18 protein-coding genes and 2 tRNA genes are annotated in these 21,441 nt (G+C 62.4%); 2 read left to right on the forward strand and 18 right to left on the reverse strand.

Translation table 11 applies throughout. The annotated features are described in order from the left end of the window. The 5 genes from AC2CGW_RS01470 to alaS all read right to left on the reverse strand — a co-directional run bounded on the left by AC2CGW_RS01470 (nucleotide 1) and on the right by alaS (nucleotide 4,652). A tRNA-Arg gene (locus tag AC2CGW_RS01470) sits at nucleotides 1–74 on the reverse strand. A 107-nt stretch (nucleotides 75–181) separates the two neighbouring features. Beyond that, nucleotides 182–272 (reverse strand) — tRNA-Ser (locus tag AC2CGW_RS01475). 72 nt (nucleotides 273–344) lie between these two features. Next, the gene (gene csrA, locus AC2CGW_RS01480) at nucleotides 345–533 is read right to left on the reverse strand and encodes a carbon storage regulator CsrA (protein ID WP_043209419.1); all 189 of its coding nucleotides are present in this window, start codon (nucleotides 531–533) and stop codon (nucleotides 345–347) included. Between the two features lie 174 nt (nucleotides 534–707). Beyond that, nucleotides 708–1,943 carry an aspartate kinase gene (locus AC2CGW_RS01485; RefSeq protein WP_054891921.1) on the reverse strand — a complete coding sequence of 412 codons (1,236 nt, stop codon included), beginning with the start codon at nucleotides 1,941–1,943 and terminating at the stop codon, nucleotides 708–710. 84 nt (nucleotides 1,944–2,027) lie between these two features. Continuing rightward, nucleotides 2,028–4,652: an alanine--tRNA ligase gene (alaS, locus tag AC2CGW_RS01490; RefSeq protein ID WP_484573409.1), complete on the reverse strand. Its 2,625-nt coding sequence runs from the start codon at nucleotides 4,650–4,652 to the stop codon at nucleotides 2,028–2,030. 357 nt (nucleotides 4,653–5,009) lie between these two features. Here alaS and AC2CGW_RS01495 point away from each other — a divergent pair, with 357 nt between their 5' ends. Next, nucleotides 5,010–6,203, forward strand: a complete 1,194-nt coding sequence (locus tag AC2CGW_RS01495; RefSeq protein WP_484573410.1) for a M91 family zinc metallopeptidase — start codon at nucleotides 5,010–5,012, stop codon at nucleotides 6,201–6,203. 4 nt (nucleotides 6,204–6,207) lie between these two features. Here the strand turns inward: AC2CGW_RS01495 and astE are convergent, their stop codons facing one another. The 13 genes from astE to acs form a co-directional block, all read right to left on the reverse strand. Further along, on the reverse strand, nucleotides 6,208–7,215 hold the full coding sequence (astE, locus tag AC2CGW_RS01500) for a succinylglutamate desuccinylase (protein WP_186666472.1): 1,008 nt from the start codon (nucleotides 7,213–7,215) through the stop codon (nucleotides 6,208–6,210). Between the two features lie 11 nt (nucleotides 7,216–7,226). Next, on the reverse strand, nucleotides 7,227–7,517 hold the full coding sequence (locus AC2CGW_RS01505) for a topoisomerase II (RefSeq protein ID WP_288376156.1): 291 nt from the start codon (nucleotides 7,515–7,517) through the stop codon (nucleotides 7,227–7,229). A gap of 14 nt (nucleotides 7,518–7,531) precedes the next feature. Beyond that, nucleotides 7,532–8,881 carry an N-succinylarginine dihydrolase gene (gene astB, locus AC2CGW_RS01510; protein ID WP_186666475.1) on the reverse strand — a complete coding sequence of 450 codons (1,350 nt, stop codon included), beginning with the start codon at nucleotides 8,879–8,881 and terminating at the stop codon, nucleotides 7,532–7,534. Nucleotides 8,882–8,903: 22 nt separating this feature from the next. Then, nucleotides 8,904–10,370, reverse strand: coding sequence for a succinylglutamate-semialdehyde dehydrogenase (gene astD / locus AC2CGW_RS01515; protein ID WP_411384490.1), 1,467 nt, complete (start codon nucleotides 10,368–10,370; stop codon nucleotides 8,904–8,906). Further along, nucleotides 10,367–11,395 (reverse strand): arginine N-succinyltransferase, encoded by a 1,029-nt coding sequence (astA, locus tag AC2CGW_RS01520; protein ID WP_186666477.1) that lies wholly within the window; start codon nucleotides 11,393–11,395, stop codon nucleotides 10,367–10,369. Before astA ends, astD begins: the two co-directional genes overlap by 4 nt. 62 nt (nucleotides 11,396–11,457) lie before the next feature. Continuing rightward, nucleotides 11,458–12,477 carry an arginine/ornithine succinyltransferase subunit alpha gene (gene aruF / locus AC2CGW_RS01525; RefSeq protein WP_186666478.1) on the reverse strand — a complete coding sequence of 340 codons (1,020 nt, stop codon included), beginning with the start codon at nucleotides 12,475–12,477 and terminating at the stop codon, nucleotides 11,458–11,460. Between the two features lie 146 nt (nucleotides 12,478–12,623). Beyond that, nucleotides 12,624–13,844 (reverse strand): aspartate aminotransferase family protein, encoded by a 1,221-nt coding sequence (locus AC2CGW_RS01530; RefSeq protein WP_186710980.1) that lies wholly within the window; start codon nucleotides 13,842–13,844, stop codon nucleotides 12,624–12,626. A 338-nt stretch (nucleotides 13,845–14,182) separates the two neighbouring features. Continuing rightward, the gene (gene argR / locus AC2CGW_RS01535; RefSeq protein WP_426352010.1) at nucleotides 14,183–15,163 is read right to left on the reverse strand and encodes a transcriptional regulator ArgR; all 981 of its coding nucleotides are present in this window, start codon (nucleotides 15,161–15,163) and stop codon (nucleotides 14,183–14,185) included. A 91-nt stretch (nucleotides 15,164–15,254) separates the two neighbouring features. Beyond that, nucleotides 15,255–16,019 carry an ABC transporter ATP-binding protein gene (locus AC2CGW_RS01540; RefSeq protein ID WP_484573411.1) on the reverse strand — a complete coding sequence of 255 codons (765 nt, stop codon included), beginning with the start codon at nucleotides 16,017–16,019 and terminating at the stop codon, nucleotides 15,255–15,257. A gap of 22 nt (nucleotides 16,020–16,041) precedes the next feature. After that, a complete protein-coding gene (locus AC2CGW_RS01545; RefSeq protein WP_186666486.1) occupies nucleotides 16,042–16,740 on the reverse strand; it encodes an ABC transporter permease in 699 nt (232 codons plus the stop codon). After that, nucleotides 16,737–17,426 (reverse strand): ABC transporter permease, encoded by a 690-nt coding sequence (locus tag AC2CGW_RS01550; protein ID WP_054891934.1) that lies wholly within the window; start codon nucleotides 17,424–17,426, stop codon nucleotides 16,737–16,739. Before AC2CGW_RS01550 ends, AC2CGW_RS01545 begins: the two co-directional genes overlap by 4 nt. 91 nt (nucleotides 17,427–17,517) lie before the next feature. Then, nucleotides 17,518–18,303, reverse strand: coding sequence for an ABC transporter substrate-binding protein (locus tag AC2CGW_RS01555; protein WP_186666488.1), 786 nt, complete (start codon nucleotides 18,301–18,303; stop codon nucleotides 17,518–17,520). A gap of 502 nt (nucleotides 18,304–18,805) precedes the next feature. Further along, the gene (gene acs / locus AC2CGW_RS01560) at nucleotides 18,806–20,767 is read right to left on the reverse strand and encodes an acetate--CoA ligase (protein WP_186666490.1); all 1,962 of its coding nucleotides are present in this window, start codon (nucleotides 20,765–20,767) and stop codon (nucleotides 18,806–18,808) included. A gap of 415 nt (nucleotides 20,768–21,182) precedes the next feature. Between acs and AC2CGW_RS01565 the strand changes: the two genes are divergently transcribed. Further along, nucleotides 21,183–21,440, forward strand: coding sequence for a DUF2790 domain-containing protein (locus AC2CGW_RS01565; RefSeq protein ID WP_054891937.1), 258 nt, complete (start codon nucleotides 21,183–21,185; stop codon nucleotides 21,438–21,440). Nucleotide 21,441: the final 1 nt, after the last annotated feature.

Consider the following 21,441-nt stretch of genomic DNA (forward strand, 5'->3'; position numbering starts at 1 on the left):
CGGACTCAGGAGGATTCGAACCTCCGACCGCTCGGTTCGTAGCCGAGTACTCTATCCAGCTGAGCTATGAGTCCGTGTCTTGCCGCGCATTATAGTTCGCCAAATCGTTTTGCCAAGTACTTTTTCGTTTAATTTCAACGACTTAAGCGTTTTGACCGATTACAGCGCCCTACACGAAGAATGGCGGTGAAGGGGGGATTCGAACCCCCGATACCCTTATGAGGTATACTCCCTTAGCAGGGGAGCGCCTTCGGCCACTCGGCCACCTCACCGCAACACGGGGCGTATATTAACCAGACCCTTCCCCGTTTGCAAACCCTTTTTTGAAAAAAACTTCAAAAAAATTAAAGGGTTGGTTCTTCGTCCTTCTCTTTCTTGATCCGCAGGTAGATTTCCTCGCGGTGAACAGCCACTTCCTTAGGGGCACTCACACCGATTCGTACCTGGTTGCCTTTGACACCCAGGACCGTCACGGTGATCTCACCATCACCAATGATCAGGCTCTCGGCGCACCGACGAGTCAGAATCAACATAGCTTTCTCCTCACGCAGTTCATTCAGGGACAACAGTCTGTTGGAAACAGAGGGCAGCTCGGGACGAAGGCCCAGCCCTCTTTATCGGCGGTCAGGCAGGAAAGGACAGTAACCTGCATGACCGCCAGAAACGCGAAGGGCGCGGCCAGAGCCGCGCCCCCCCAGGGCAATGCGTCACTCGCTCTGTCGAGCAGGCGCATCGAGCTCGAACGCGGTATGCAGCGCGCGTACGGCCAGCTCCAGGTACTTCTCTTCGATCACCACCGACACCTTGATCTCGGAGGTGGAGATCATCTGGATGTTGATGCTCTCCTTGGCCAGGGCCTCGAACATACGGCTGGCCACGCCCGCATGGGAGCGCATGCCGACGCCGACGATCGACACCTTGGCGATCTTGGTATCGCCGATCACTTCACGGGCACCGATTTCGCGCGCGGTGTTCTCCAGCACGCTCAGAGCCTTCTCGTACTCGTTGCGGTGCACGGTGAAGGTGAAGTCGGTGGTGTTATCGTGCGAGACGTTCTGCACGATCATGTCCACTTCGATGTTCGCGGCGCTGATCGGGCCGAGGATCTTGAAAGCAACGCCCGGGGTGTCCGGCACGCCGCGAATGGTCAGCTTGGCCTCATCACGGTTGAAGGCGATACCGGAAATGATCGGCTGTTCCATGGATTCCTCTTCATCGATGGTAATGAGGGTACCCGGACCCTCCTTGAAGCTGTGCAGCACGCGCAGCGGAACGTTGTACTTGCCGGCGAACTCCACCGAACGGATCTGCAGCACCTTGGAACCGAGGCTGGCCATTTCCAGCATCTCTTCAAAGGTGATCTTCTCCAGGCGACGGGCCTGCGGCACCACGCGTGGATCGGTGGTATAGACGCCGTCGACGTCGGTGTAGATCTGGCACTCGTCGGCACCCAGCGCTGCCGCCAGGGCAACACCGGTAGTGTCGGAGCCACCACGCCCGAGGGTGGTGATGTTGCCGTGCTCGTCGACACCCTGGAAACCTGCGACCACGACCACGGTGCCAGCCTTGAGGTCGGCGCGGATCTTCTGGTCATCGATCTGCAGGATGCGCGCCTTGTTGTGCGCGCTGTCGGTCAGGATGCGCACCTGGTTGCCGGTGTAGGACACCGCCGGCACGCCACGCTTGATCAGCGCCATGGCCAGCAGCGCGATGGTCACCTGCTCGCCGGTCGACACGATAACGTCCAGTTCACGCGGAACCAGCTGATCGGAGACCTGCTTGGCCAGGTCGATCAGGCGGTTGGTTTCCCCGCTCATGGCCGACAGCACAACCACCAGGTCATCGCCCGCCTCGCGGTGTTTCTTGACCTTGTCGGCCACCTGCTCGATCCGCTCGATGGAGCCGACGGAGGTGCCGCCAAATTTTTGTACGATCAACGCCATTTCAAAGTGCCTCAGCCCACGAAGGGCACCCAGTAAACAATCCTTCCTGACGCGCCCCGCAACAAGACTACGGGGCGCGTCATCTCAAAGCCCCTGCTCGGCGAACGGCACGGCCAGTGCCAGGGCCTGATCCAGTGCAGCGACGTCGACGCCGCCACCCTGGGCCATGTCCGGACGACCACCGCCCTTGCCGCCAACCGCCGCAGCGGCCTGTTTCATCAGGTCACCAGCCTTGAGTTGGCTGGAGAGGTCCTTGGTCACGCCGGCCACCAGCACGACCTTGCCCTCATGCTCGCTGCCCAGCAGGATCACTGCATGGCCGAGCTTGTTCTTCAACTGATCGACGAGCGCCAGCAGCGCCTTGCCATCCTGCCCATCCAGGCGAGCGGCAAGCACCTTGGCACCCTTGACCTCAACGGCCGCACTGGAGAGATCGTCCCCTGCGGCGCTGGCGGCCTTGGCCTGCAGCTGTTCGAGCTGCTTCTCCAGCTGACGGTTGCGCTCGAGCACAGCCGACAGCTTGTCGATCAGGTTGTCGCGGTTACCCTTGACCAGTTGCGCAGCTTCCTTGACCTGCTCCTCGGCAGCGTTCAGGTAGGCCAGCGCCGCAGCACCGGTGATCGCCTCGATACGACGCACACCGGAGGCTACGCCACCTTCACTGATAATCTTGAACAGGCTGATATCGCCGGTGCGCTTGGCATGAATACCCCCGCACAGCTCGACCGAGAAGTCGCCGCCCATGCTCAGCACACGCACGGTGTCGCCGTATTTCTCACCGAACAGCGCCATGGCGCCCTTGCGCTTGGCGGTCTCGATATCGGTCTCGATGGTTTCGACCGCGGAGTTCTTGCGCACTTCGCGGTTGACGATGTCTTCCAGGGCCTTGATCTGCGCAGGCGTCACCGCCTCGAAGTGGCTGAAGTCGAAACGCAGGCGTTGGCTGTCGACCAGCGAGCCCTTCTGCTGGACGTGCTCGCCCAGCACTTGACGCAGTGCAGCGTGCAGCAGGTGGGTGGCGGAGTGGTTCAGCGAGGTCGCGTGCTGCACGTCGGCATCCACGCGAGCCTCGACAGGGGCACCAATCAGCAGCGCGCCGCTGGCGACCACGCCGTGGTGCAGGAAGGCACCGCCGGTCTTGGTGGTGTCGCGCACGTCGAAGCGCGCAGCCCCAGCCTGCAGGTAGCCGCTGTCACCGACCTGACCGCCAGATTCGGCATAGAACGGCGTGCGATCCAGGACGACCACGCCCTCCTCGCCTTCGCCCAGCTGATCGACCGACTGGCCATCCTTGTACAGGGCGATGATCTTGCCCTGGCCTTCGGTGGTGCTGTACCCGAGGAAATCGGTGGCGGTATCGACCTTGACCAGGCTGTTGTAGTCCATGCCGAAGGCGCTGGCCGAGCGGGCGCGCTCGCGCTGGGCGTCCATCTCGCGCTCGAAGCCGGCTTCGTCGATGGTCAGCTCACGCTCGCGGGCGATGTCGGCAGTCAGGTCCATGGGGAAGCCGTAGGTGTCGTACAGCTTGAACACCACGTCGCCCGGCACGACCTTGCCCTGCAGCTGCGACAGGTCCTGCTCGAGGATGCGCAGGCCCTGCTCGAGGGTCTTGGCGAACTGTTCTTCCTCGGTCTTGAGTACGCGCTCGATGTGCGCCTGCTGGTTCTTGAGCTCGGGGAAGGCTTCACCCATCTCGTTGACCAGTGCAGCCACGACCTTGTGGAAGAAGCTGCCCTTGGCACCAAGTTTGTTGCCATGGCGGCAGGCGCGGCGAATGATGCGGCGCAGCACATAGCCACGGCCTTCATTGGACGGCAGTACGCCGTCGGCGATCAGGAAGCCGCAGGAACGGATGTGGTCGGCGACCACTTTCAGCGACGACTGCTCTTCGTTGCGGCAACCGATGGCCTGGGCCGCGGCGTCGAGCAGGCTCTGGAACAGATCGATCTCGTAGTTCGAGTGCACGTGCTGCATGACCGCACTGATGCGCTCAAGGCCCATGCCGGTGTCCACCGACGGGGCGGGCAGCGGGTGCAGGACGCCGTCGGCAGTGCGATTGAACTGCATGAAGACGTTGTTCCAGATCTCGATGTAGCGGTCGCCGTCTTCTTCCGGCGAGCCGGGCGGGCCACCCCAGATGTCGGCGCCGTGGTCGTAGAAGATCTCGGTGCACGGACCGCAAGGACCGGTATCGCCCATGGTCCAGAAGTTGTCGGAAGCGTACGGAGCACCCTTGTTGTCACCGATCCGCACCATGCGCTCGGCCGGCACGCCGACTTCCTTGGTCCAGATGTCGTAGGCTTCGTCGTCGGTGGCGTAGACGGTGACCCAGAGCTTTTCCTTGGGCAGGTTCAGCCACTTGTCGGAGGTCAGGAAGGTCCAGGCGAAGGTGATCGCGTCGCGCTTGAAGTAGTCACCGAAGCTGAAGTTGCCCAGCATTTCGAAAAAGGTGTGGTGACGCGCGGTGTAGCCGACGTTTTCCAGGTCGTTGTGCTTGCCACCGGCGCGCACGCACTTCTGGCTGCTGACAGCGCGGGTGTAGGCACGCTTTTCGGCACCCAGGAAGCAGTCCTTGAACTGGTTCATGCCTGCGTTGGTGAACAGCAGGGTTGGGTCGTTGTTCGGGATCAGCGAACTGGAGGCGACTCGGGTATGTCCCTGCTCTTCGAAGAAGCGAAGGAAGGCTTCACGGATTTCTGCGCTTTTCATAGGTTCTTCCACGGAAACGGCGGCCGTTTGGGCTAACGCGTCGGATCGACGAAACGACGGCAAAGGGCCGCATTATATCGGTCCTGCAATCGAGGTGCAGTGTGTTTATGCGATGGAAACCGGCAATCGGACAGTTTTTCCGTTGCGACCGGGCAAAAACGACATGAGCGGATGCTAAATCGCGGCTTTCGTCACTGACAAGCCAATTACCGCCCAGAGGAAGGGAAAAGGGAATAGGCGGCAAATTAAATCCCCTTCATCCGCCTTCTCATGCTGATTATTCAGGCGGTACATGAGTACCACTGGAACCACCGAACCAACGTCAGAATGCAATCTCCCCCATGAAAGGAGACGCCCATGGCGCCCGAAGACCTGAAGATCCACACCCCTTCCGGCCTTGTGCTGACACAACGACTGCCATACAGAAGCGGCCCACTGGCGATCAGCCGCCATGACCACACGCTGCTGATCGAAGCACTGGCCCCAGACACCGAACTGTCGGTTCATCCAAGCCCCGAAGGCATCGTGCTGCGCATCGAAGGCGCCCGCTATACGCTGGCCCTGGCAAAAACAGAGATGCTGCATATCCGCACCGGCGCCGGTGACGACAACGTATTTGTCGAATCCACCCTCGACAGCCGCATCGTGATAGAGACCGGCGATGGCAACGACAGCATCCGGATCGAGGGCCAATTGCCTCCTGACGGCCAGCCCCTGAATGCCGGCTCGGTGCTCATTGATGCCGGGGCAGGCGATGACCACATCGTGGTAGAGGGGGTCCGGCAAGCGGAAATCGATGGCGGCAAGGGCAACGACGCCCTGCACAGCGCCGCCGCCCACAGCACGCTGTATGCTGGCGCTGGCGACGATGTCATCAGGGTCAACGCGGGCAATGCGACCATCGAGGCCTTCGCCGGACATAATCGCCTGTCAACAGGGCCACTGGACGATCGACTCTACGGCAACGCCACCAGCATTCTCGTCGAGGAGGGTTTCAACGCACCACTGCTCTACGAGGCATACGCTGCAGAGCTACCAGCGGAATACCTCGAAACCTTCGATATCCAGGGTGATACCGCGTACACCGACAAAGTCAGGCGCCAGCTGGTGATGCTACGGGCCAGCCCGAGTGCCTCGGTGCTTCTGGAACAGTTGGTGGCGCACAAGGTGAAAGTCGTCATTACGCCGACATCAGCGATGGACAATGCTTATGCTCGATTTGATCCTGCCCAAGGGGACCCGACAATCCGAAACGGCGCACGAGGCGACCGCATCCTGAACTGCGAAGTCGGCTACAACCCGCTAGCCTCCAGGCTCGATGCACCCTCGCTGGTGATGCTCTACCATGAGCTCTGTCACGTCTGGAACTTCGCGACCGGAAGCGTAAACGACAACATCGAACGCTTGGCTGTCGGACTAGAGAACCCAGGTTCCTTGTTCGATTTCGACGACGACCCAAGGACCCCTGACACCGACACCAATCCTGCGCCGTTCAACGAAAATGCCTTGCGACACGAACTGGGCCTACCACCGAGACTGACCTACCCCTGAACACCTATCCCAGGCGCTGCCCGGAATCCGGCACGATCAGGATCCCTGCCCGCAAACCGTTCCTGACCTTTGGGTTGGGGAAAATGATACGTGCCCCCTCCTCTTCCACGATCCAACGTGTTTCGGCCAGGTCCTCGGCCAGCAGATAGCCCTTGCTCAGCTCGGAAAAGTTCTCGATATCCGCCGGCAGGTGCAGGTGGAAACTGTCGCTGTGCTTGATGATTTCCCGGGCGACACTGAAGAGCTTCAGGCCATCGAGGCTCTGCTCGGTCTCAGGTTCGGTATGCTCGATCAACTGCACCAGGCGCGTCTCGAGCTTGTCGAGGTTGACCTGCTCGTTCTGCCCGAACGGACGGGCCTTGCCCAACTCCAGGGTGAAGGCTTCGGCGTCGAGCTGCTCATAGGTAAAGGCGCTGAAGGTGATCGACGACTTGCTCTGCAGCAGCACAGCTTCCATGCCGGCGGCCGCCAGGCGCGCCAGCTCGCGCCGTGAGTGCTTGCGCCCTTCCTTGAACGGGTACAGCGCGAACTGCTCGATCTTCGAACCACGAATGGCCGTGTGCAGGTCGTAATGCAGGCGAGTGCGCTCGGGCTTGCTGAAAAACACCCGGGCAAACTGCTCGAGTTCCGCGGCGCGCAGCGCCTCGAAACCACTGGAAAGCTCATGACGACCGTTGAACAGGCGATTGATGTCCTGCTCGATGAAGCGCTCGCCCTTGCGTATCGCCGCTGGATTGCCGAACAGGAACAACACCCGGGCACGCGGCTTGATCTTGCCGTTGGCCACACCATGCAGTAGCCGCTCGAGCAACTCGATCGGCGCGGTCTCGTTGCCATGGATGCCGGCCGACAACAACAGGTCGAGCCCACAATCCTCGCTCTCGGCCGGACGCACTTCCAGCGCGCCCTCCCCCAACCAGCGCAAACGCACGCCCTTGGGGGTCACTTGGGTCTTCTCGGCCGGTTCGTGATCGGTCAGGGTCAGCTCAAGCAGTTTGCCGAGGGCGAGCATAGGGTATTTCCTTAGTGGTGGTGACCGCAGTCCGGACCGTGCACGTGATCGTCTTCTTCACCGACCTCGGCAGGCTCCATCTCCAGTTGCAGGCTGACCAGGTTGGTGGCCATCGGGCGCAGCAGCAGGTTGGCGTACTCGGTATCGCCTTCCTCGACATCGACACCGATCAGCAGTTGACCGCGGCCATCCTGCTGAATCCAGACCTCCTTGCCTTGCCAGACCACCGCAAAGCGGGTGCAGGAGGTTTCCAGCTGGGTGCCGTCTTCATCTTCCAGGATCAGGCGCAGGGCGTCGGACATTGCAATTCTCTCTATCAAGGTTGGCGTTGGAACGGATAGACCGAACCCAACTTCAGGATCTGGGTCAACTCATCCAGTGCCGTACGGCATTCGTCCAGCAATTGCGGGTCGGCAAGGTCAGCTTCGCCCAGGCGGTCGCGGTAGTGCTTGTCGACCCACTGCACCAAGGTGTCGTACAGCGGGGCGGTCATGATAACGCCTTGGTTGACCGCCGCCAGTTCCGTTTCCTTCAGGGCCACGCGCAAGCGCAGGCAGGCAGGGCCACCGCCGTTCTGCATGCTCTGCTTGAGGTCGAACACCTTGACCTCCTTCACCACGCCCTGCTGGCCGGTCAGCTGGTTCAGGTAACTCCACACCCGCTCGTTGTTGCGGCACTCTTCAGGCACCACCAGCAGCATGGAGCCGTCGTCGCGCGACAGCAACTGGCTGTTGAACAGGTACGAACGCACTGCGTCTTCCACCGTCACGGCCGAACGCGGCACGCGGATGGCCTGGAAGTTGCCGCCCTTTGCAGCCAGTTTAGCTTGCAGCTGGCCAAGCACCGTGTCGGTCTCGAGGAAGGCGTCCTCGTGGTAGAACAGCACCTCGCCGTTGCCTACCGAAATCACGTCGTTATGGAACACACCCTGGTCGATCACCGCCGGATTCTGTTGAGCGTAGACCACGCCCTGCTCACCCAGGCCATGCAACCGGGCCACAGCCTGGGAGGCCTCGAGGGTCTGGCGCGCCGGATACTTCTGTGGCGCCGGGTAGCGCGCATCGAAGGCGCTGCGGCCATAGACGAAGAACTCCACGCCCGACTCGCCGTACGCACGGCAGAAACGCGTATGGTTGGCCGCACCCTCGTCGCCGAACTGGGCCACCGCCGGCAGCGCCTCATGATGGGCGAAATGCTGCTCATCAGCGAACATCGCCGCCAGCACACGGCTGGTGGTCGGGTGTTCGATGCTGCGGTGGTACTTGCAGTTGAGGTTGGCTGCAGTGAAATGCACCCGGCCGTCTGCCGTGTCGGCGCTGGGGCTGACGGTGGCGGCGTTGGCCACCCACATGCTCGAGGCCGAGCAACTGGCGACCAGCAGTGGCATGGCCTCCTTGGCGGCGCGACGGATCACTTCGCCGTCGCTGCCGGTGAAGCCCAGGCGGCGCAGGGCAGCCACATCCGGTCGTTCCTGCGGGGCCAGCACGCCTTGCTTGAAGCCCATCTCCATCAGGGCTTTCATTTTCGCCAGGCCCTGGCGCGCCGCTTCTCGCGGATTGGAGCACTGCTGGCTATTGCTCTGCGAGGCCACGTTGCCGTACGAGAGGCCGCCGTAGTTGTGGGTTGGCCCCACCAGGCCATCAAAATTCACTTCATAGGATTTCATCGGCTAGCTCCGAGACCTGTTGTTATAGGGTGACGCCCGGCGTCAGGGTCGCCGGCAGGGCAAGGCTGGCGGTCTCCAGCGAAGCCACAGGATAGGCGCAGTAGTCCGCCGCGTAATAGGCACTGGCCCGATGGTTGCCGCTGGCCCCCACGCCACCGAACGGTGCGCTGCTGGCGGCGCCGGTGAGTTGCTTGTTCCAGTTGACGATACCGGCGCGGCTGCGCAGCCAGAAGTACTGGTAACGGGCGCGCGAGTCGGACAGCAGCCCGGCTGCCAGGCCGTACTGGGTGTTGTTGGCCTCATCGATCGCGGCGTCGAAGTCGCTGTAGCGAATCACCTGCAGCAGTGGGCCGAAGAACTCTTCGTCGGGCCGGTCGGCAACTGCCGTCACATCGAGGATGCCTGGCGTCAACAAGGCCGCACCGGCCTTTGGCTGGGTCATTTCCAGCAGCGCCTGCGCGCCCTTGGCCTGCAGTTCGGATTGCGCCGCCAGCAAGGCAGCGGCAGCCTGCAGCGAAATCACCGAACCCATGAACGGCGCTGGTTGCTGATCGAAGGCGCCGACACTGATGCTGCGACTGACCTCGACCAGGCGCGCAAGCAGCTTGTCACCCCAGGCGCCGTGCGGCACCAGCAGGCGGCGGGCACAGGTGCAACGCTGCCCGGCCGAAATGAACGCTGACTGGATGATGGTGTAGACCGCGGCGTCCAGGTCTTTGACCTCATCGACCACCAGCGGATTGTTGCCGCCCATTTCCAGCGCCAGGATCTTGTCCGGGCGACCGGCGAACTGCTGGTGCAGCAGGTTGCCGGTGCGGCTGGAACCGGTGAAGAACAGCCCATCGATACCCGGGTTGGCCGCCAGCGCCACGCCGGTTTCGCGCGCGCCCTGCACCAGGTTGAGCACACCGCTCGGGAGCCCGGCAGCGATCCAGCACTTGACCGTCAGCTCGGCGACCTTGGGGGTCAGTTCGCTGGGCTTGAACACCACGCAGTTGCCCGCCAGCAATGCCGGCACGATATGACCGTTAGGCAGGTGGCCGGGGAAGTTGTATGGGCCGAACACTGCCACCACACCATGCGGCTTGTGGCGCAGCACGGCGGTCGCGTCCGCCAGCGGGCCGCTCTTCTCACCGGTGCGTTCGCGGTAGCTCTGCACTGAGATCGCCACTTTGTTGACCATGCTGGTGACTTCGGTGGCCGACTCCCACAAGGGCTTGCCGGTTTCCTCACCGATGCAGCGGGCCAGCTCCTCGGCGTTGGCCTTGAGCTGGTCGGCAAAGCCTTCTAGTACGGCGATGCGCGCCTCCAGGCTCAGTTGCGCCCAGGCCGGGAAGGCCTTGCGCGCCGCCTGCACAGAAGCGTCGACCTGAGCAGGCGCCGCGCCCTGCCCTTGCCAGACCACGGCCTGGCTGACCGGGTCGAGCGATTGCAGGGCGTCACCCTGGCCGGCCTGCCAGTTTCCGGCGATGTAATGCGTGGTCATTATTGGGCCTCCCGAGGTGCAGTCAGCGGCACAGCGCGAACGTTATCGCCAACGCCCAGGCGCAGGCGCTTGGCAGTCTGCGGATCGACGACCAATGTCCCGGCCGCCAGGCGCGCGGGCGCTGCGGTGATGCGGCAGTCTTCGCGCTTGCGGTTGTGAATGATGTAAGGCGTGGCGTCGTCACCCGGCGTACCGACGGCCAGTACCAGGGTCTCACTCTCGCGCACGGCGCGGATCTTCGCGGTCTCGCATTCGATCGCCGGGCCGGCATCGAAGATGTCGACGTAGCCTTGATAGTTGAAGCCCTCGCGCTTGAGCATCGCCAGCGCAGGCTCGGTGTCGGTGTGCACACGCCCGATGACACTGCGCGCAGCCTCCGACAGGAAGCAGGTGTACAGCGGGAACTTGGGCATCAGCTCGGCAATGAACGACTTGTTGCCCACGCCGGTGAGGTAGTCGGCCTGGCTGAATTCCATCTTGAAGAAGTGACGGCCCAGGCTTTCCCAGAACGGCGAACGACCGGCAGCGTCGGACATGCCACGCATCTCGGCGATGATCTTCTTGCCGAACAGGTCAGGGAATTCAGCGATGAACAGCATGCGCGACTTCGACAGCAGGTGCCCATTGCGCCCGCTGCGGTAGTCACTGCGCAGGAACAGCGAGCACAGCTCGGAGTTGCCGGTCAGGTCGTTGGCCAGGAACAGGGTCGGGATCTCGCGGTAGATGTTCAGCTCTTGCGAAGCGCTGACCGTCAGACCGACCCGATAGTTGTACCAAGGCTCGCGCAAACCGACGGCGCCGGCGATGGCGCTGATGCCGACCACCAGGCCTTCGTCGTTCTCCAGCACGAACAGGTAGTCGGTGTCGCCGCGCTCGGCTTCGCCACTGAAGCTCTTCTCGGCCCAGCCGACACGGCGGGCCAGTCGCTCCTCGTTGGCAGGAAGCGTGGTCAGCCCGGTGGTACCGGTGCTGCGGGCCAATTCGATCAGCGCAGGTAAATCGCTGCTGCGTACAGGACGAACGATCATGCTATCTCCTTGTGCGGCGGCCTCTGCCTGCCGCGAATCGCGCTTGCCAGCTTCGCGCAGGCTCAGGCGGCAACCAGACGGACGCTGCCACCTTCACCGACGCCCAGGGCGTCGGCAGCTTCATTGCTCAGTGCCACCGGCTTGCCCGGCACCCAGTCCAGCTCCAGCAGCACGGCGCGGTAGTCCTGCAACTGGCCGTTGCACACCAGGTAGGGGCGGCCGCCTTTGACTGGCGTATCGTCAAGCCTGACCGGCGCCACGCGGCTCTGGGCAATCGAGCGGATCGCCGAGGTGCGCGCATGCAGGGTCGGACCACCGTCGAAGATGTCGATGTAGTGCTCGGTCTCGAAGCCCTCGCGCATCAGGATGTCGAAGGTGATCTGCGCGCGCGGGTGCACCTGGCCCATGGCTTCCTGGGCTTCGTCGTGCAGCAGGGGCACATAGATCGGGTAGTGCGGCATCAGCTCGGCGAGGAAGGTCCGGCTCTTCAGCCCGCACAGGCGCTCGGCGTCGGCGTAGTTGAGGTCGAAGAAGTTGCGCCCGATGGCGTCCCAGAACGGCGACTCGCCCTGATCGTCGCTGTAGCCGACGATCTCGGTCACCACCGAGTCGGCAAAACGCTCGGGATGCGAGGCCATGAACAGCAGGCGACCGCGCGAATTGAGCTCGGCCCAGCCGCTGTTCACCAGTTCGGGCAATACGTAGAAGCTGGTCAGCAGGCTGTTGCCGGTCAGGTCGTGGCACAGCGACAGGACATGGATCTTGTTGTGGATCTTCAGCTCGCGCGAGGCGTGCACGAAGGTTTCGTTGCGAAAGCTGTAGAACGGCTCGGAATAGCCGGCCGAGGCGACGATGGCCGAGCAGCCGGCGAGCTTGCCGGAGGTGCTGTCTTCAAGCACGAAGAAATAGCTCTCTTCACCGTTGAAGCTCACCTCGGCGGCGAAGGAGGTTTCCGAGGCGGCGATCTTGTCGCCCAGGCGGCCCGCGTCATCGGGCAGCGAGGTGACACCAATGGGGCTGTCGGCAGCCATGCGCTGCACTTCATTCAGATCCGCCATTTGCGCGGGGCGCATCACCAGCATGGTGTCACTCCTTTGGAATACGGGCCGACCCGGTCGGCACGGAAGAACGGCGGGCACACCCTTGCTTGCACAAGCAGGCACCTGCACTGGAATTCAGGTATCGCCGGCGCAGTACGATCCGCCCCGGCGATGGGACCGCAGGGCGATCAGCCCTGGGTCAGCTTGGCCACAGCGCGCTCGAAGCGGTCCAGGCCCTCGTCGATGTCAGCGTCCTCGACCACCAGGCTCGGCGCGAAGCGCACGACGTCAGGACCGGCCTGCAGCACCATCACGCCTTCTTTCTCGGCGGCATTGAGGATGTCCTTGGCTTTGCCCTTCCAGGCCTCGCTCAGCACACAGCCGATCAGCAGGCCGACGCCACGCACCTGGGTGAACAGACCGGTGTCCTGGCCGATCTTTTCCAGGCGGGTCTTGAAACGCGCGTGCTTGGTCTTGATGCCTGCCAGCGTCTCAGGGGTGTTGATCACGTCCAGCACCGCACAGGCGACGGCGCAGCCCAGCGGGTTGCCGCCATAGGTGGTGCCGTGGGTGCCAACGGCCAGGTGCTTGGCCAGCTCGGTGGTGGTCAGCATGGCACCGATCGGGAAGCCGCCGCCCAGGCTCTTGGCGCTGGTCAGGATATCCGGGGTCACGCCGTAGTGCTGGTAGGCGTACAGCGAACCGGTACGGCCGACGCCGGTCTGCACTTCATCGAAGATCAGCAGGGCGTTGTGCTCGTCGCACAGTTTGCGCGCGCCTTCCAGGTAGGCCTTGTCCGCCGGAACCACGCCGCTCTCGCCCTGGATCGGCTCGATCACCACGGCGCAGGTCTTGTCGGAGATCTGTGCCTTCAGCGCTTCCAGGTCGTTGTACGGGACATGGCTGATGCCGGTGATCTTCGGCCCGAAACCGTCGGAGTACTTGGGCTGGCCGCCGACGCTGACGGTGAACAGGGTGCGACCGTGGAAGCTGTTCACGGTGGCGATGATTTCGTGCTTTTCCGGGCCGAAGCGGTCATGGGCGACGCGCCGGGCGAGCTTGAAGGCGGCCTCGTTGGCTTCGGCGCCGGAGTTGCAGAAGAAGGCACGGTCGGCAAAGGTGGCGTCGACCAGCTTGTGAGCCAGGCGCAGGGCCGGCTCGTTGGTGAAGACGTTGGACACATGCCACAGGGTGTTGGCCTGTTCGGTCAGTGCCTTGACCAGCGCCGGGTGGCAATGACCCAGGGCGTTCACCGCGATGCCGCCGGCGAAGTCGATGAGCTCGCGGCCCGACTGGTCCCAGACGCGGGAGCCCTCGCCTCGAACAGGAATGAAGGCCGCCGGGGAGTAGTTGGGAACCATGACCTGGTCGAAATCGGCACGTTGCACCGGGGCTTGCTCAACGGACATCTGAGTCTCCTGAAGAGGAACGCTGGCCTGAAAGTGGCGAGCGATGGGGGGATTGTAAGGACTGATCGGCGCCTGTCCTTGCTGCCAGGCGACAACTTGTTACAGCGCCAACCCCTGTTTTACCTGGGTTTTCGGCAATGCGACAAACAGTGTCGCAATCGCGCAGTGTAACGGGCGGGCGGGGTGGCGGGGAGAGGGGCGGGGAAATTGAGAGAACGGGTGTTCACAGGAGAGGGAGGCGCCCGCGGCGGCCCTATCGCGGGATCAGCCCGCTCCCACAGCTACCCCGCCGAACTCAGAATCAGCGGGGCAGCTATGGGAGCGGACTCGCCCCGACCTCACCCGCGCTCGGCCGGCGCCGAACTCAACTCGAACGGGCTGCTGCTGCGCCGCTGGTTGCGGTCTTCCCGCGGCGTGGCGCCGAAGAAGTTGCGGTAAGCGCTGGAGAAATGCGGCCCGGAGGAGAACCCGCACGACAAGCCGATCTGGATGATCGACTTGCTGGTCTGCATCAGCATCTGCCGCGCCTTGTTCAGGCGCAGCTCCAGGTAGTACTGGCTGGGCACGCGATTGAGGTACTGCTTGAAGATCCGCTCCAACTGCCGGCGCGAGACACAGACATGCTGGGCGATCTCGTCGGTGGTCAGCGGCTCCTCGATGTTGGCCTCCATCAACAGCACGGCCTGGGTCAGCTTGGGGTGGCTGGAGCCCAGACGATTCTGCAACGGGATACGCTGACGCTCCCCGCCTTCACGAATGCGCTCGACCACCAGCTCCTCGGACACCGCCCCGGCCAGCTCCGCGCCATGGTCACGGGCCAGAACCGCCAGCAGCAGGTCGGTCACCGCCATGCCGCCACAGGCGGTCAGACGATCGCGATCCCAGTCGAACAGATGACTGGTGGCGATGACCTTGGGGAAACGCTCCGCAAAGTCGTCCTGCCAGCGCCAGTGCACCGCGGCCCGGTAACCATCGAGCAGGCCCAGCAAGGCCAGCGGGTACACGCCCGCCGACAACCCACCGATCATGCAGCCACTGCGGGCCAGGTGCTTGAGCGCCGCCGACAGCGCCGAACCCACCGCCAGCGGCGGCTCGTCAGCAAGCAGCAGGAGCTTCTGGAGGCCCTCCAGGCGCCCGTTCCAGGGCTCGCCCGGCAAGCGCCAGGCGCCCTCCTCGGCTGGCTCGGCCTGCAGGTACGCCAGCTCGTAAACCACATCAGGATGCACCCGCTGGGCCACCTGCAGCACTTCCTCGGCCAGGGCCAGGGTCAGCGGCTTGGTGCCGGGCCAGATAAGAAATCCGATTCGCTGGGTGGTCATAGGCTAGGTCCGAAACCTGAAGTCGAGTGAGGCACGGGTCATGCCGCGCTCGCTGCGCAGCATGCCCTATTCTGGTGCAGGAATGCAGCCTTTACTTCAGGCTGCCGGAGAGAAACTGCTTGAGACGCTCGGATTGCGGATTGACCAGCACCTCACGCGGATTGCCCCGCTCCTCGACCACCCCCTTGTGCAGGAACACCAGCTGGTTGGACACCTCGCGGGCAAAGCCCATCTCGTGGGTGACCACCACCATGGTGCGGCCTTCCCGGGCCAGCGACTGCATGACCTTGAGCACATCGCCCACCAGTTCAGGATCGAGCGCCGAGGTCGGCTCGTCGAACAGCATCACCTCAGGCTCCATGGCCAGGGCGCGAGCGATCGCCACGCGCTGCTGCTCACCGCCGGACATGTGCCCGGGGAAAGCATCCTTGCGATGCGCCACACCCACCTTGGCCAGGTAGTGCTCGGCCTTTTCCAGCGCCTCCTTCTTGCTCATGCCCAGCACATGCACCGGCGCCTCGATGATGTTCTCGAGTGCGGTCATGTGCGCCCACAGGTTGAAATGCTGGAACACCATCGACAGGCGCGAGCGCATGCGCTGCAGTTGCCTGGGGTCGGCGGCCTTGAGCGCGCCGTCCTTGCCGGCGACCAGCTTGAGCTCCTCGTTGTTGAGAAGGATCTTGCCGGCATGCGGCTGTTCGAGCAGGTTGATGCAACGCAGGAAGGTGGATTTGCCCGAACCGCTCGAGCCGATGATGCTGATCACATCGCCTGCCTTGGCTTCGAGCGAGACGCCCTTGAGCACCTCGTGGCTGCCGTAGCGCTTGTGCAGGTCTTGGACTTGGAGTTTGTACATGCTGTCGATTCTCACAGAGCGGTCAGTGCTTGCGCGGCGCCAGGTAGCTGAGCCAGCGACGTTCGGCCATCTTGAACAGGCGCACGAGGATGAAGGTCAGGCACAGGTAGAACACGCCCGCCGTGATGTAGGCCTCGAAAGGCAGGTAGTACTGGGCGTTGACCGTGCGCGCAGCACCGGTGATGTCGATCAGGGTGACGATCGACGCCAGGCTGGTGGTCTGCAGCATCATGATCACTTCGTTGCTGTACTGCGGCAGCGCCCGGCGCAGGGCCGAAGGCAACAGGATGCGGCGGTACATCTTGAAGCGCGACATGCCCATGGCCTTGGCCGCCTCGATCTCGCCATGAGGCGTGGCCTTGAGGCTGCCGGCAATGATTTCGGCGGTGTAGGCGCTGGTGTTGATGGCGAACGCCAGGCAGGCGCAGAAGGTCGCACTCGACAGCCACGGCCAGAAGATGCTCTCGCGCACCGCCTCGAACTGGGCCAGGCCATAGTAGATCAGGAACAGTTGCACCAGCATCGGCGTGCCGCGGATCACGTAGGTGTAGAGCCATGCGGTCATGTTCACCAGCGGCTGCTTCGACACCCGCATCAACCCCAGCGGGATGGCCGCCAGCAGGCCGAAGAACAGCGACAGCGCCAGCAGCTTGAGGGTGGTCAGCAAACCGCCGATGTACAGCGGCATGGCCTCCCAGATGACGTTGTAGTCGAAGATCATAGTTCAGCCGCCTTTACGCCCACCGAGTAGCGCTTCTCGAGATACTTCAACGCCAGCAGCGAGACGCTGGTCAGCACCAGGTACAGCGCCGCCACCGCCAGGAAGAAGGTGAAGGGTTCGCGGGTGGCATCCGCCGCCTGCTTGGCCTTGAACATCATGTCCTGCAGGCCGACCACGGAAATCAGCGCAGTGGCCTTGGTCAGCACCAGCCAGTTGTTGGTGAAGCCCGGAATGGCCAGGCGGATCATCTGCGGCACCATGATGCGGAAGAATACCTGCCGGCTGCTCATGCCATAGGCCGCACCAGCTTCGGCCTGCCCCTTGGGAATGCCGAGGAAGGCGCCGCGGAAGGTTTCCGACAGATACGCGCCAAAGATGAAGCCCAGTGTGCCGATGCCGGCGATCATCGGGTTCAGGTCGATGTAGTCATCGTAGCCGACCAGTGGCGCGACCCGGTTGATGATGTCCTGGCCGCCGTAGAAGATCAGCAGGATGAGCACCAGGTCCGGAATGCCACGGATCACCGTGGAGTACAGGTCGCCCAGCCAGGCCAGCCAGCGCACCGGCGACAGCCGCAAGGCCACGCCGATCAGGCCGAGAACGATGGCCAGGGCCATCGACGACAGGGCGAGCTGCAACGTCAGCCACGCCCCCTCGAGGATGACTGCCCCGTAGCCTTTCAACATGATTGGGATTCCTCAGGACTTGGGAATGAAAAATGGTGCAAACCTCAGAGATTCTGCTGTTTGCACCATTGCACAGGTGAAACTCGACGATTTAGTTCGACTCGGGGCCGTAGATGTCGAAGTTGAAGTACTTGGCCTCGATCTGCTTGTACTTGCCATTGGCGCGGATGGCGTCGATGGCAGCGTTGATGCGATCGGCGTTGGCCTTGTCGCCCTTGCGCACGGCAATGCCGACGCCGTCACCGAAGTACTTCACGTCGGTGAAGGACGGACCGACGAAGGCAAAGCCCTTGCCGGCGTCGGTTTTCAGGAAGCCGTCTTCGAGCAGGGTAGCATCGGCCACGGTGCCATCGAGGCGACCTGCGGCGACATCCAGGTAGATTTCGTTCTGGGTGCCGTAAGGCACGACAGTGGCGCCCTTGGGTGCCAGCACTTCCTTGGCGAAACGGTCGTGAATAGAGCCGCGCTGCACGCCGATCTTCTTGCCCTTGAGCTCGTCGAGGCTGTCGCTGACGGTGATACCTTCCTTCATTACCAGGCGCGCTGGGGTGAGGTAGTAGCGCTTGGTGAAGTCGACGGACTTCTTGCGATCATCGGTGATCGACATCGACGACAGGATGGCGTCGATCTTGCGCACTTTCAGCGCCGGGATCAGGCCATCGAACTCCTGCTCGACCCAGGTGCACTTGGCTTTCATCTCTTCGCACAGGGCGTTGCCGATGTCGTAGTCGAAACCAGCGATGCTGCCATCAGGCTGCTTGAAGGCGAAGGGTGGGTAGGCGGCTTCGATACCGATCTTCAACGGCTTCTCGTCGGCCTGCGAGACCAGGGAAAACACAGACAGCGCCAGGGCGCCAAGCAGTGCAAGCTTCTTCATCAGGTAACTCCATCGGTACGGGGCAATACCCGGCAGGGACACGATTGCCGGATATGCGAATGAGTACAACGCGAGCCGCGCAGGGTTCGACCAAGGTCGCAGACCACGAGCGAGTGAGTGGCATTTTAACGACAGCCCGGTAGTCGATATTTCTTCAAAGCGACAACTACGTACAGAAGCGCCTGAAGCTGCGGGCGGCGATATTGACAGCTCTTGCGAAACATGCAAGCGCAAAAGGAAAACAACCTTTAGACGAAGCAATAAGCGGGCCTATTATTGGCAAAGCCTTGTAATCCGGCAAGTGCAGGGTGCAAGGCTGCAAGAAATGGCTACAAGAACGCACTCCGAAGGCACAGAAATGTTTCCTCTGGCCCCGTTTCAGTGCAATCACGGTGACAGCAGCGGGTTACCGATGAATGTCGGGTAACAGAATGCAAAAACCCCGCCGGTATACGGCGGGGTTTGCTTGAGCAGAGCCTGTGGGTTTACCCCGCGAGAGTCATCACGCCGTCGCCAGGCTCATGGCCTTGTGCGTGTCGATCAGGTGCTGCACCACACCCGGGTCGGCCAGAGTGGAGATATCCCCCAGCGCATCGTACTCACCCGTGGCGATCTTGCGCAGGATACGCCGCATGATCTTGCCCGAGCGGGTCTTGGGCAAGCCCGGCGCCCACTGGATGACATCCGGCGAGGCGATCGGGCCGATTTCCTTGCGCACCCAGTTCTTCAGCTCGAGGCGCAATTGCTCGCTGGACTCCTCGCCTGCATTGAGGGTGACGTAGACATAGATGCCCTGCCCCTTGATGTCGTGCGGCACACCCACCACCGCGGCTTCGGCAACCTTCGAATGGGCGACCATCGCGCTCTCGATCTCGGCAGTCCCCATGCGGTGGCCGGAAACGTTGAGCACATCGTCTACCCGACCAGTGATCCAGTAGTAGCCATCTTCGTCGCGGCGCGCACCGTCACCGGTGAAATACATGCCACGGAAGGTCTTGAAGTAGGTGTCGACGAAGCGGTCGTGATCGCCATACAGCGAACGCGACTGCCCCGGCCAGGAATCGAGGATCACCAGGTTGCCCTCGGCCGCGCCATCGATCAGGTTGCCCAGGTTGTCCACCAGTGCCGGCACCACACCGAAGAACGGACGGGTCGCCGAGCCCGGCTTGAGGCCGGTGGCGCCCGGCAGCGGGCTGATCAGGATGCCGCCGGTCTCGGTCTGCCACCAGGTGTCGACGATCGGGCAGCGCTCCTTGCCGACGGTCTTGTAGTACCAGTTCCAGGCTTCAGGGTTGATCGGCTCGCCCACCGAACCCAGCAGGCGCAGGCTCGAGCCATCGGCACCGGCGACCGCCGCCTGACCTTCGGCCATCATCGCGCGGATGGCAGTCGGCGCGGTGTAGAGGATGTTGACCTTGTGCTTGTCGACGATCTTCGACACGCGGGTGATGTCCGGGTAATTCGGCACACCCTCGAACAGCAGTGTGGTCGCGCCATTGGCCAGCGGGCCATAGACGATATAGCTGTGACCGGTGACCCAACCCACGTCGGCGGTGCACCAGTAGACCTCGCCCTGGCGGTAGTCGAATACGCGCTCGTGGGTGAGCGCGGCATAGACTAGATAGCCACCCGTGGTGTGCAGCACGCCCTTGGGCTTGCCGGTGGAACCGGAGGTATAGAGGATGAACAGTGCTTCCTCGGCCCCCATCTCCTTGGGCGCGCAATGGCTGGAGGCGACCTTCATCAGGTCTTCGTACCAGATGTCGCGGTGCTGGTGCCAGGCGATGTCACCACCGGTGCGCTTGCACACGATGATCTTCTGCACGCTGTTGGTTTCCGGATTGGTCAGCGCCAGGTCAACGTTGGCCTTGAGTGGCGTGCGGCGGCCACCACGCAGCCCCTCGTCGGCGGTGATGACGACCTTGGACTTGCAGTCGATGATGCGCCCGGCCAGGGCTTCGGGAGAGAAACCACCAAACACCACGGAGTGGATAGCGCCAATACGGGCACAGGCCAGCATCGCCACCACGGCTTCCGGGATCATCGGCATGTAGATGGTGACCACATCACCACGGTGTACGTCCTGGCCACGCAGGGCGTTGGCGAACTTGCAGACCTGCTCGTGCAGCTCGCGGTAGGTGATGTTGCGGTGTTCGGAAGGGTCATCGCCTTCCCAGATGATCGCCAGCTGGTCGCCGCGCTCTGCGAGGTGGCGGTCCAGGCAGTTGTAGGAAACGTTCAGAGTGCCGTCTGCGAACCACTTGATATCGACATGGTGGTCGTCGAACGAGGTCTGCTTGACCTTGGTGAAGGGCTTGATCCAGTCCAGGCGCTGGGCCTGCTCACGCCAGAAGCCGTCCGGGTTGATCACCGACTGCTGGTACATGGCCTTGTAGGTGGCCTCGTCGGTCAGGGTGTTTGCCGCAACCTCGGGACGAACGGGATACAGTGGAGCCGCACTCATCTGTGTTACCTCGGTGTAATAGTTGTTTTTGTATGAGACGGTTTTAACTGTACCAGAGCGGCCATGACCATTCGACGTTGGTAGTAACGAACAGCATGCGCCACGGCGAAATTTCATCGAGGCGCTCTAGCATGCGGTGCATAAGGCCATCACTGAAGAATCCGGTACGTTCGTACCGATGATTGTTACCGATTCTGTCAAAAGCCCGAAAAACTTTATCAAAACCGGGTCTTTTTCAATTCAAGGTGCACTCCTAGAATTCACCTCGCCAGCAACGGCAAGGCGATTAACTTCTTGTAACAGCCCCCACGAAGGCACGTTAATCCCGCTCTAATTCGACAGTAAGACTCTGGATGTACTCGCGGCACCACAAGTGCCGCGTGCCCCCTCACGACCTTAGACAGGTAAATTGAAAATGAAAGCGTTACTGGTATTGGTACTTGGCAGTGTTTGCAGCGCGGCAATGGCCGATGATGTTGCAACGAACGCCGAGCAGATTCCGGTTGAACAGTACAGTTACTCGCAACACCTGGACATTGCCAAGGTGCTGTCCATGAGCGAAGTCCCGAATGTCTGTGAAGTGGTGCCGGCGCGCATGACCTACGAAGACTCCAAGGGCCAGAAGCACATTCTCGAATACCGCGTGATGGGCAACGGTTGCTCCAACGGCTAAC

The organism is Pseudomonas sp. SYWMCR5, assembly GCF_057197165.1.

Excerpts from the sequence above, each read along its gene's own strand:
- csrA (WP_043209419.1), bottom strand. The coding sequence starts at position 533 with ATGTTGATTCTGACTCGTCGGTGCGCCGAGAGCCTGATCATTGGTGAT.
- AC2CGW_RS01485 (WP_054891921.1), bottom strand. The coding sequence starts at position 1,943 with ATGGCGTTGATCGTACAAAAATTTGGCGGCACCTCCGTCGGCTCCATC.
- alaS (WP_484573409.1), bottom strand. The coding sequence starts at position 4,652 with ATGAAAAGCGCAGAAATCCGTGAAGCCTTCCTTCGCTTCTTCGAAGAG.
- AC2CGW_RS01495 (WP_484573410.1), top strand. The coding sequence starts at position 5,010 with ATGGCGCCCGAAGACCTGAAGATCCACACCCCTTCCGGCCTTGTGCTG.
- astE (WP_186666472.1), bottom strand. The coding sequence starts at position 7,215 with ATGCTCGCCCTCGGCAAACTGCTTGAGCTGACCCTGACCGATCACGAA.
- AC2CGW_RS01505 (WP_288376156.1), bottom strand. The coding sequence starts at position 7,517 with ATGTCCGACGCCCTGCGCCTGATCCTGGAAGATGAAGACGGCACCCAG.
- astB (WP_186666475.1), bottom strand. The coding sequence starts at position 8,881 with ATGAAATCCTATGAAGTGAATTTTGATGGCCTGGTGGGGCCAACCCAC.
- astA (WP_186666477.1), bottom strand. The coding sequence starts at position 11,395 with ATGATCGTTCGTCCTGTACGCAGCAGCGATTTACCTGCGCTGATCGAA.
- aruF (WP_186666478.1), bottom strand. The coding sequence starts at position 12,477 with ATGCTGGTGATGCGCCCCGCGCAAATGGCGGATCTGAATGAAGTGCAG.
- AC2CGW_RS01530 (WP_186710980.1), bottom strand. The coding sequence starts at position 13,844 with ATGTCCGTTGAGCAAGCCCCGGTGCAACGTGCCGATTTCGACCAGGTC.
- argR (WP_426352010.1), bottom strand. The coding sequence starts at position 15,163 with ATGACCACCCAGCGAATCGGATTTCTTATCTGGCCCGGCACCAAGCCG.
- AC2CGW_RS01540 (WP_484573411.1), bottom strand. The coding sequence starts at position 16,019 with ATGTACAAACTCCAAGTCCAAGACCTGCACAAGCGCTACGGCAGCCAC.
- AC2CGW_RS01545 (WP_186666486.1), bottom strand. The coding sequence starts at position 16,740 with ATGATCTTCGACTACAACGTCATCTGGGAGGCCATGCCGCTGTACATC.
- AC2CGW_RS01550 (WP_054891934.1), bottom strand. The coding sequence starts at position 17,426 with ATGTTGAAAGGCTACGGGGCAGTCATCCTCGAGGGGGCGTGGCTGACG.
- AC2CGW_RS01555 (WP_186666488.1), bottom strand. The coding sequence starts at position 18,303 with ATGAAGAAGCTTGCACTGCTTGGCGCCCTGGCGCTGTCTGTGTTTTCC.
- acs (WP_186666490.1), bottom strand. The coding sequence starts at position 20,767 with ATGAGTGCGGCTCCACTGTATCCCGTTCGTCCCGAGGTTGCGGCAAAC.
- AC2CGW_RS01565 (WP_054891937.1), top strand. The coding sequence starts at position 21,183 with ATGAAAGCGTTACTGGTATTGGTACTTGGCAGTGTTTGCAGCGCGGCA.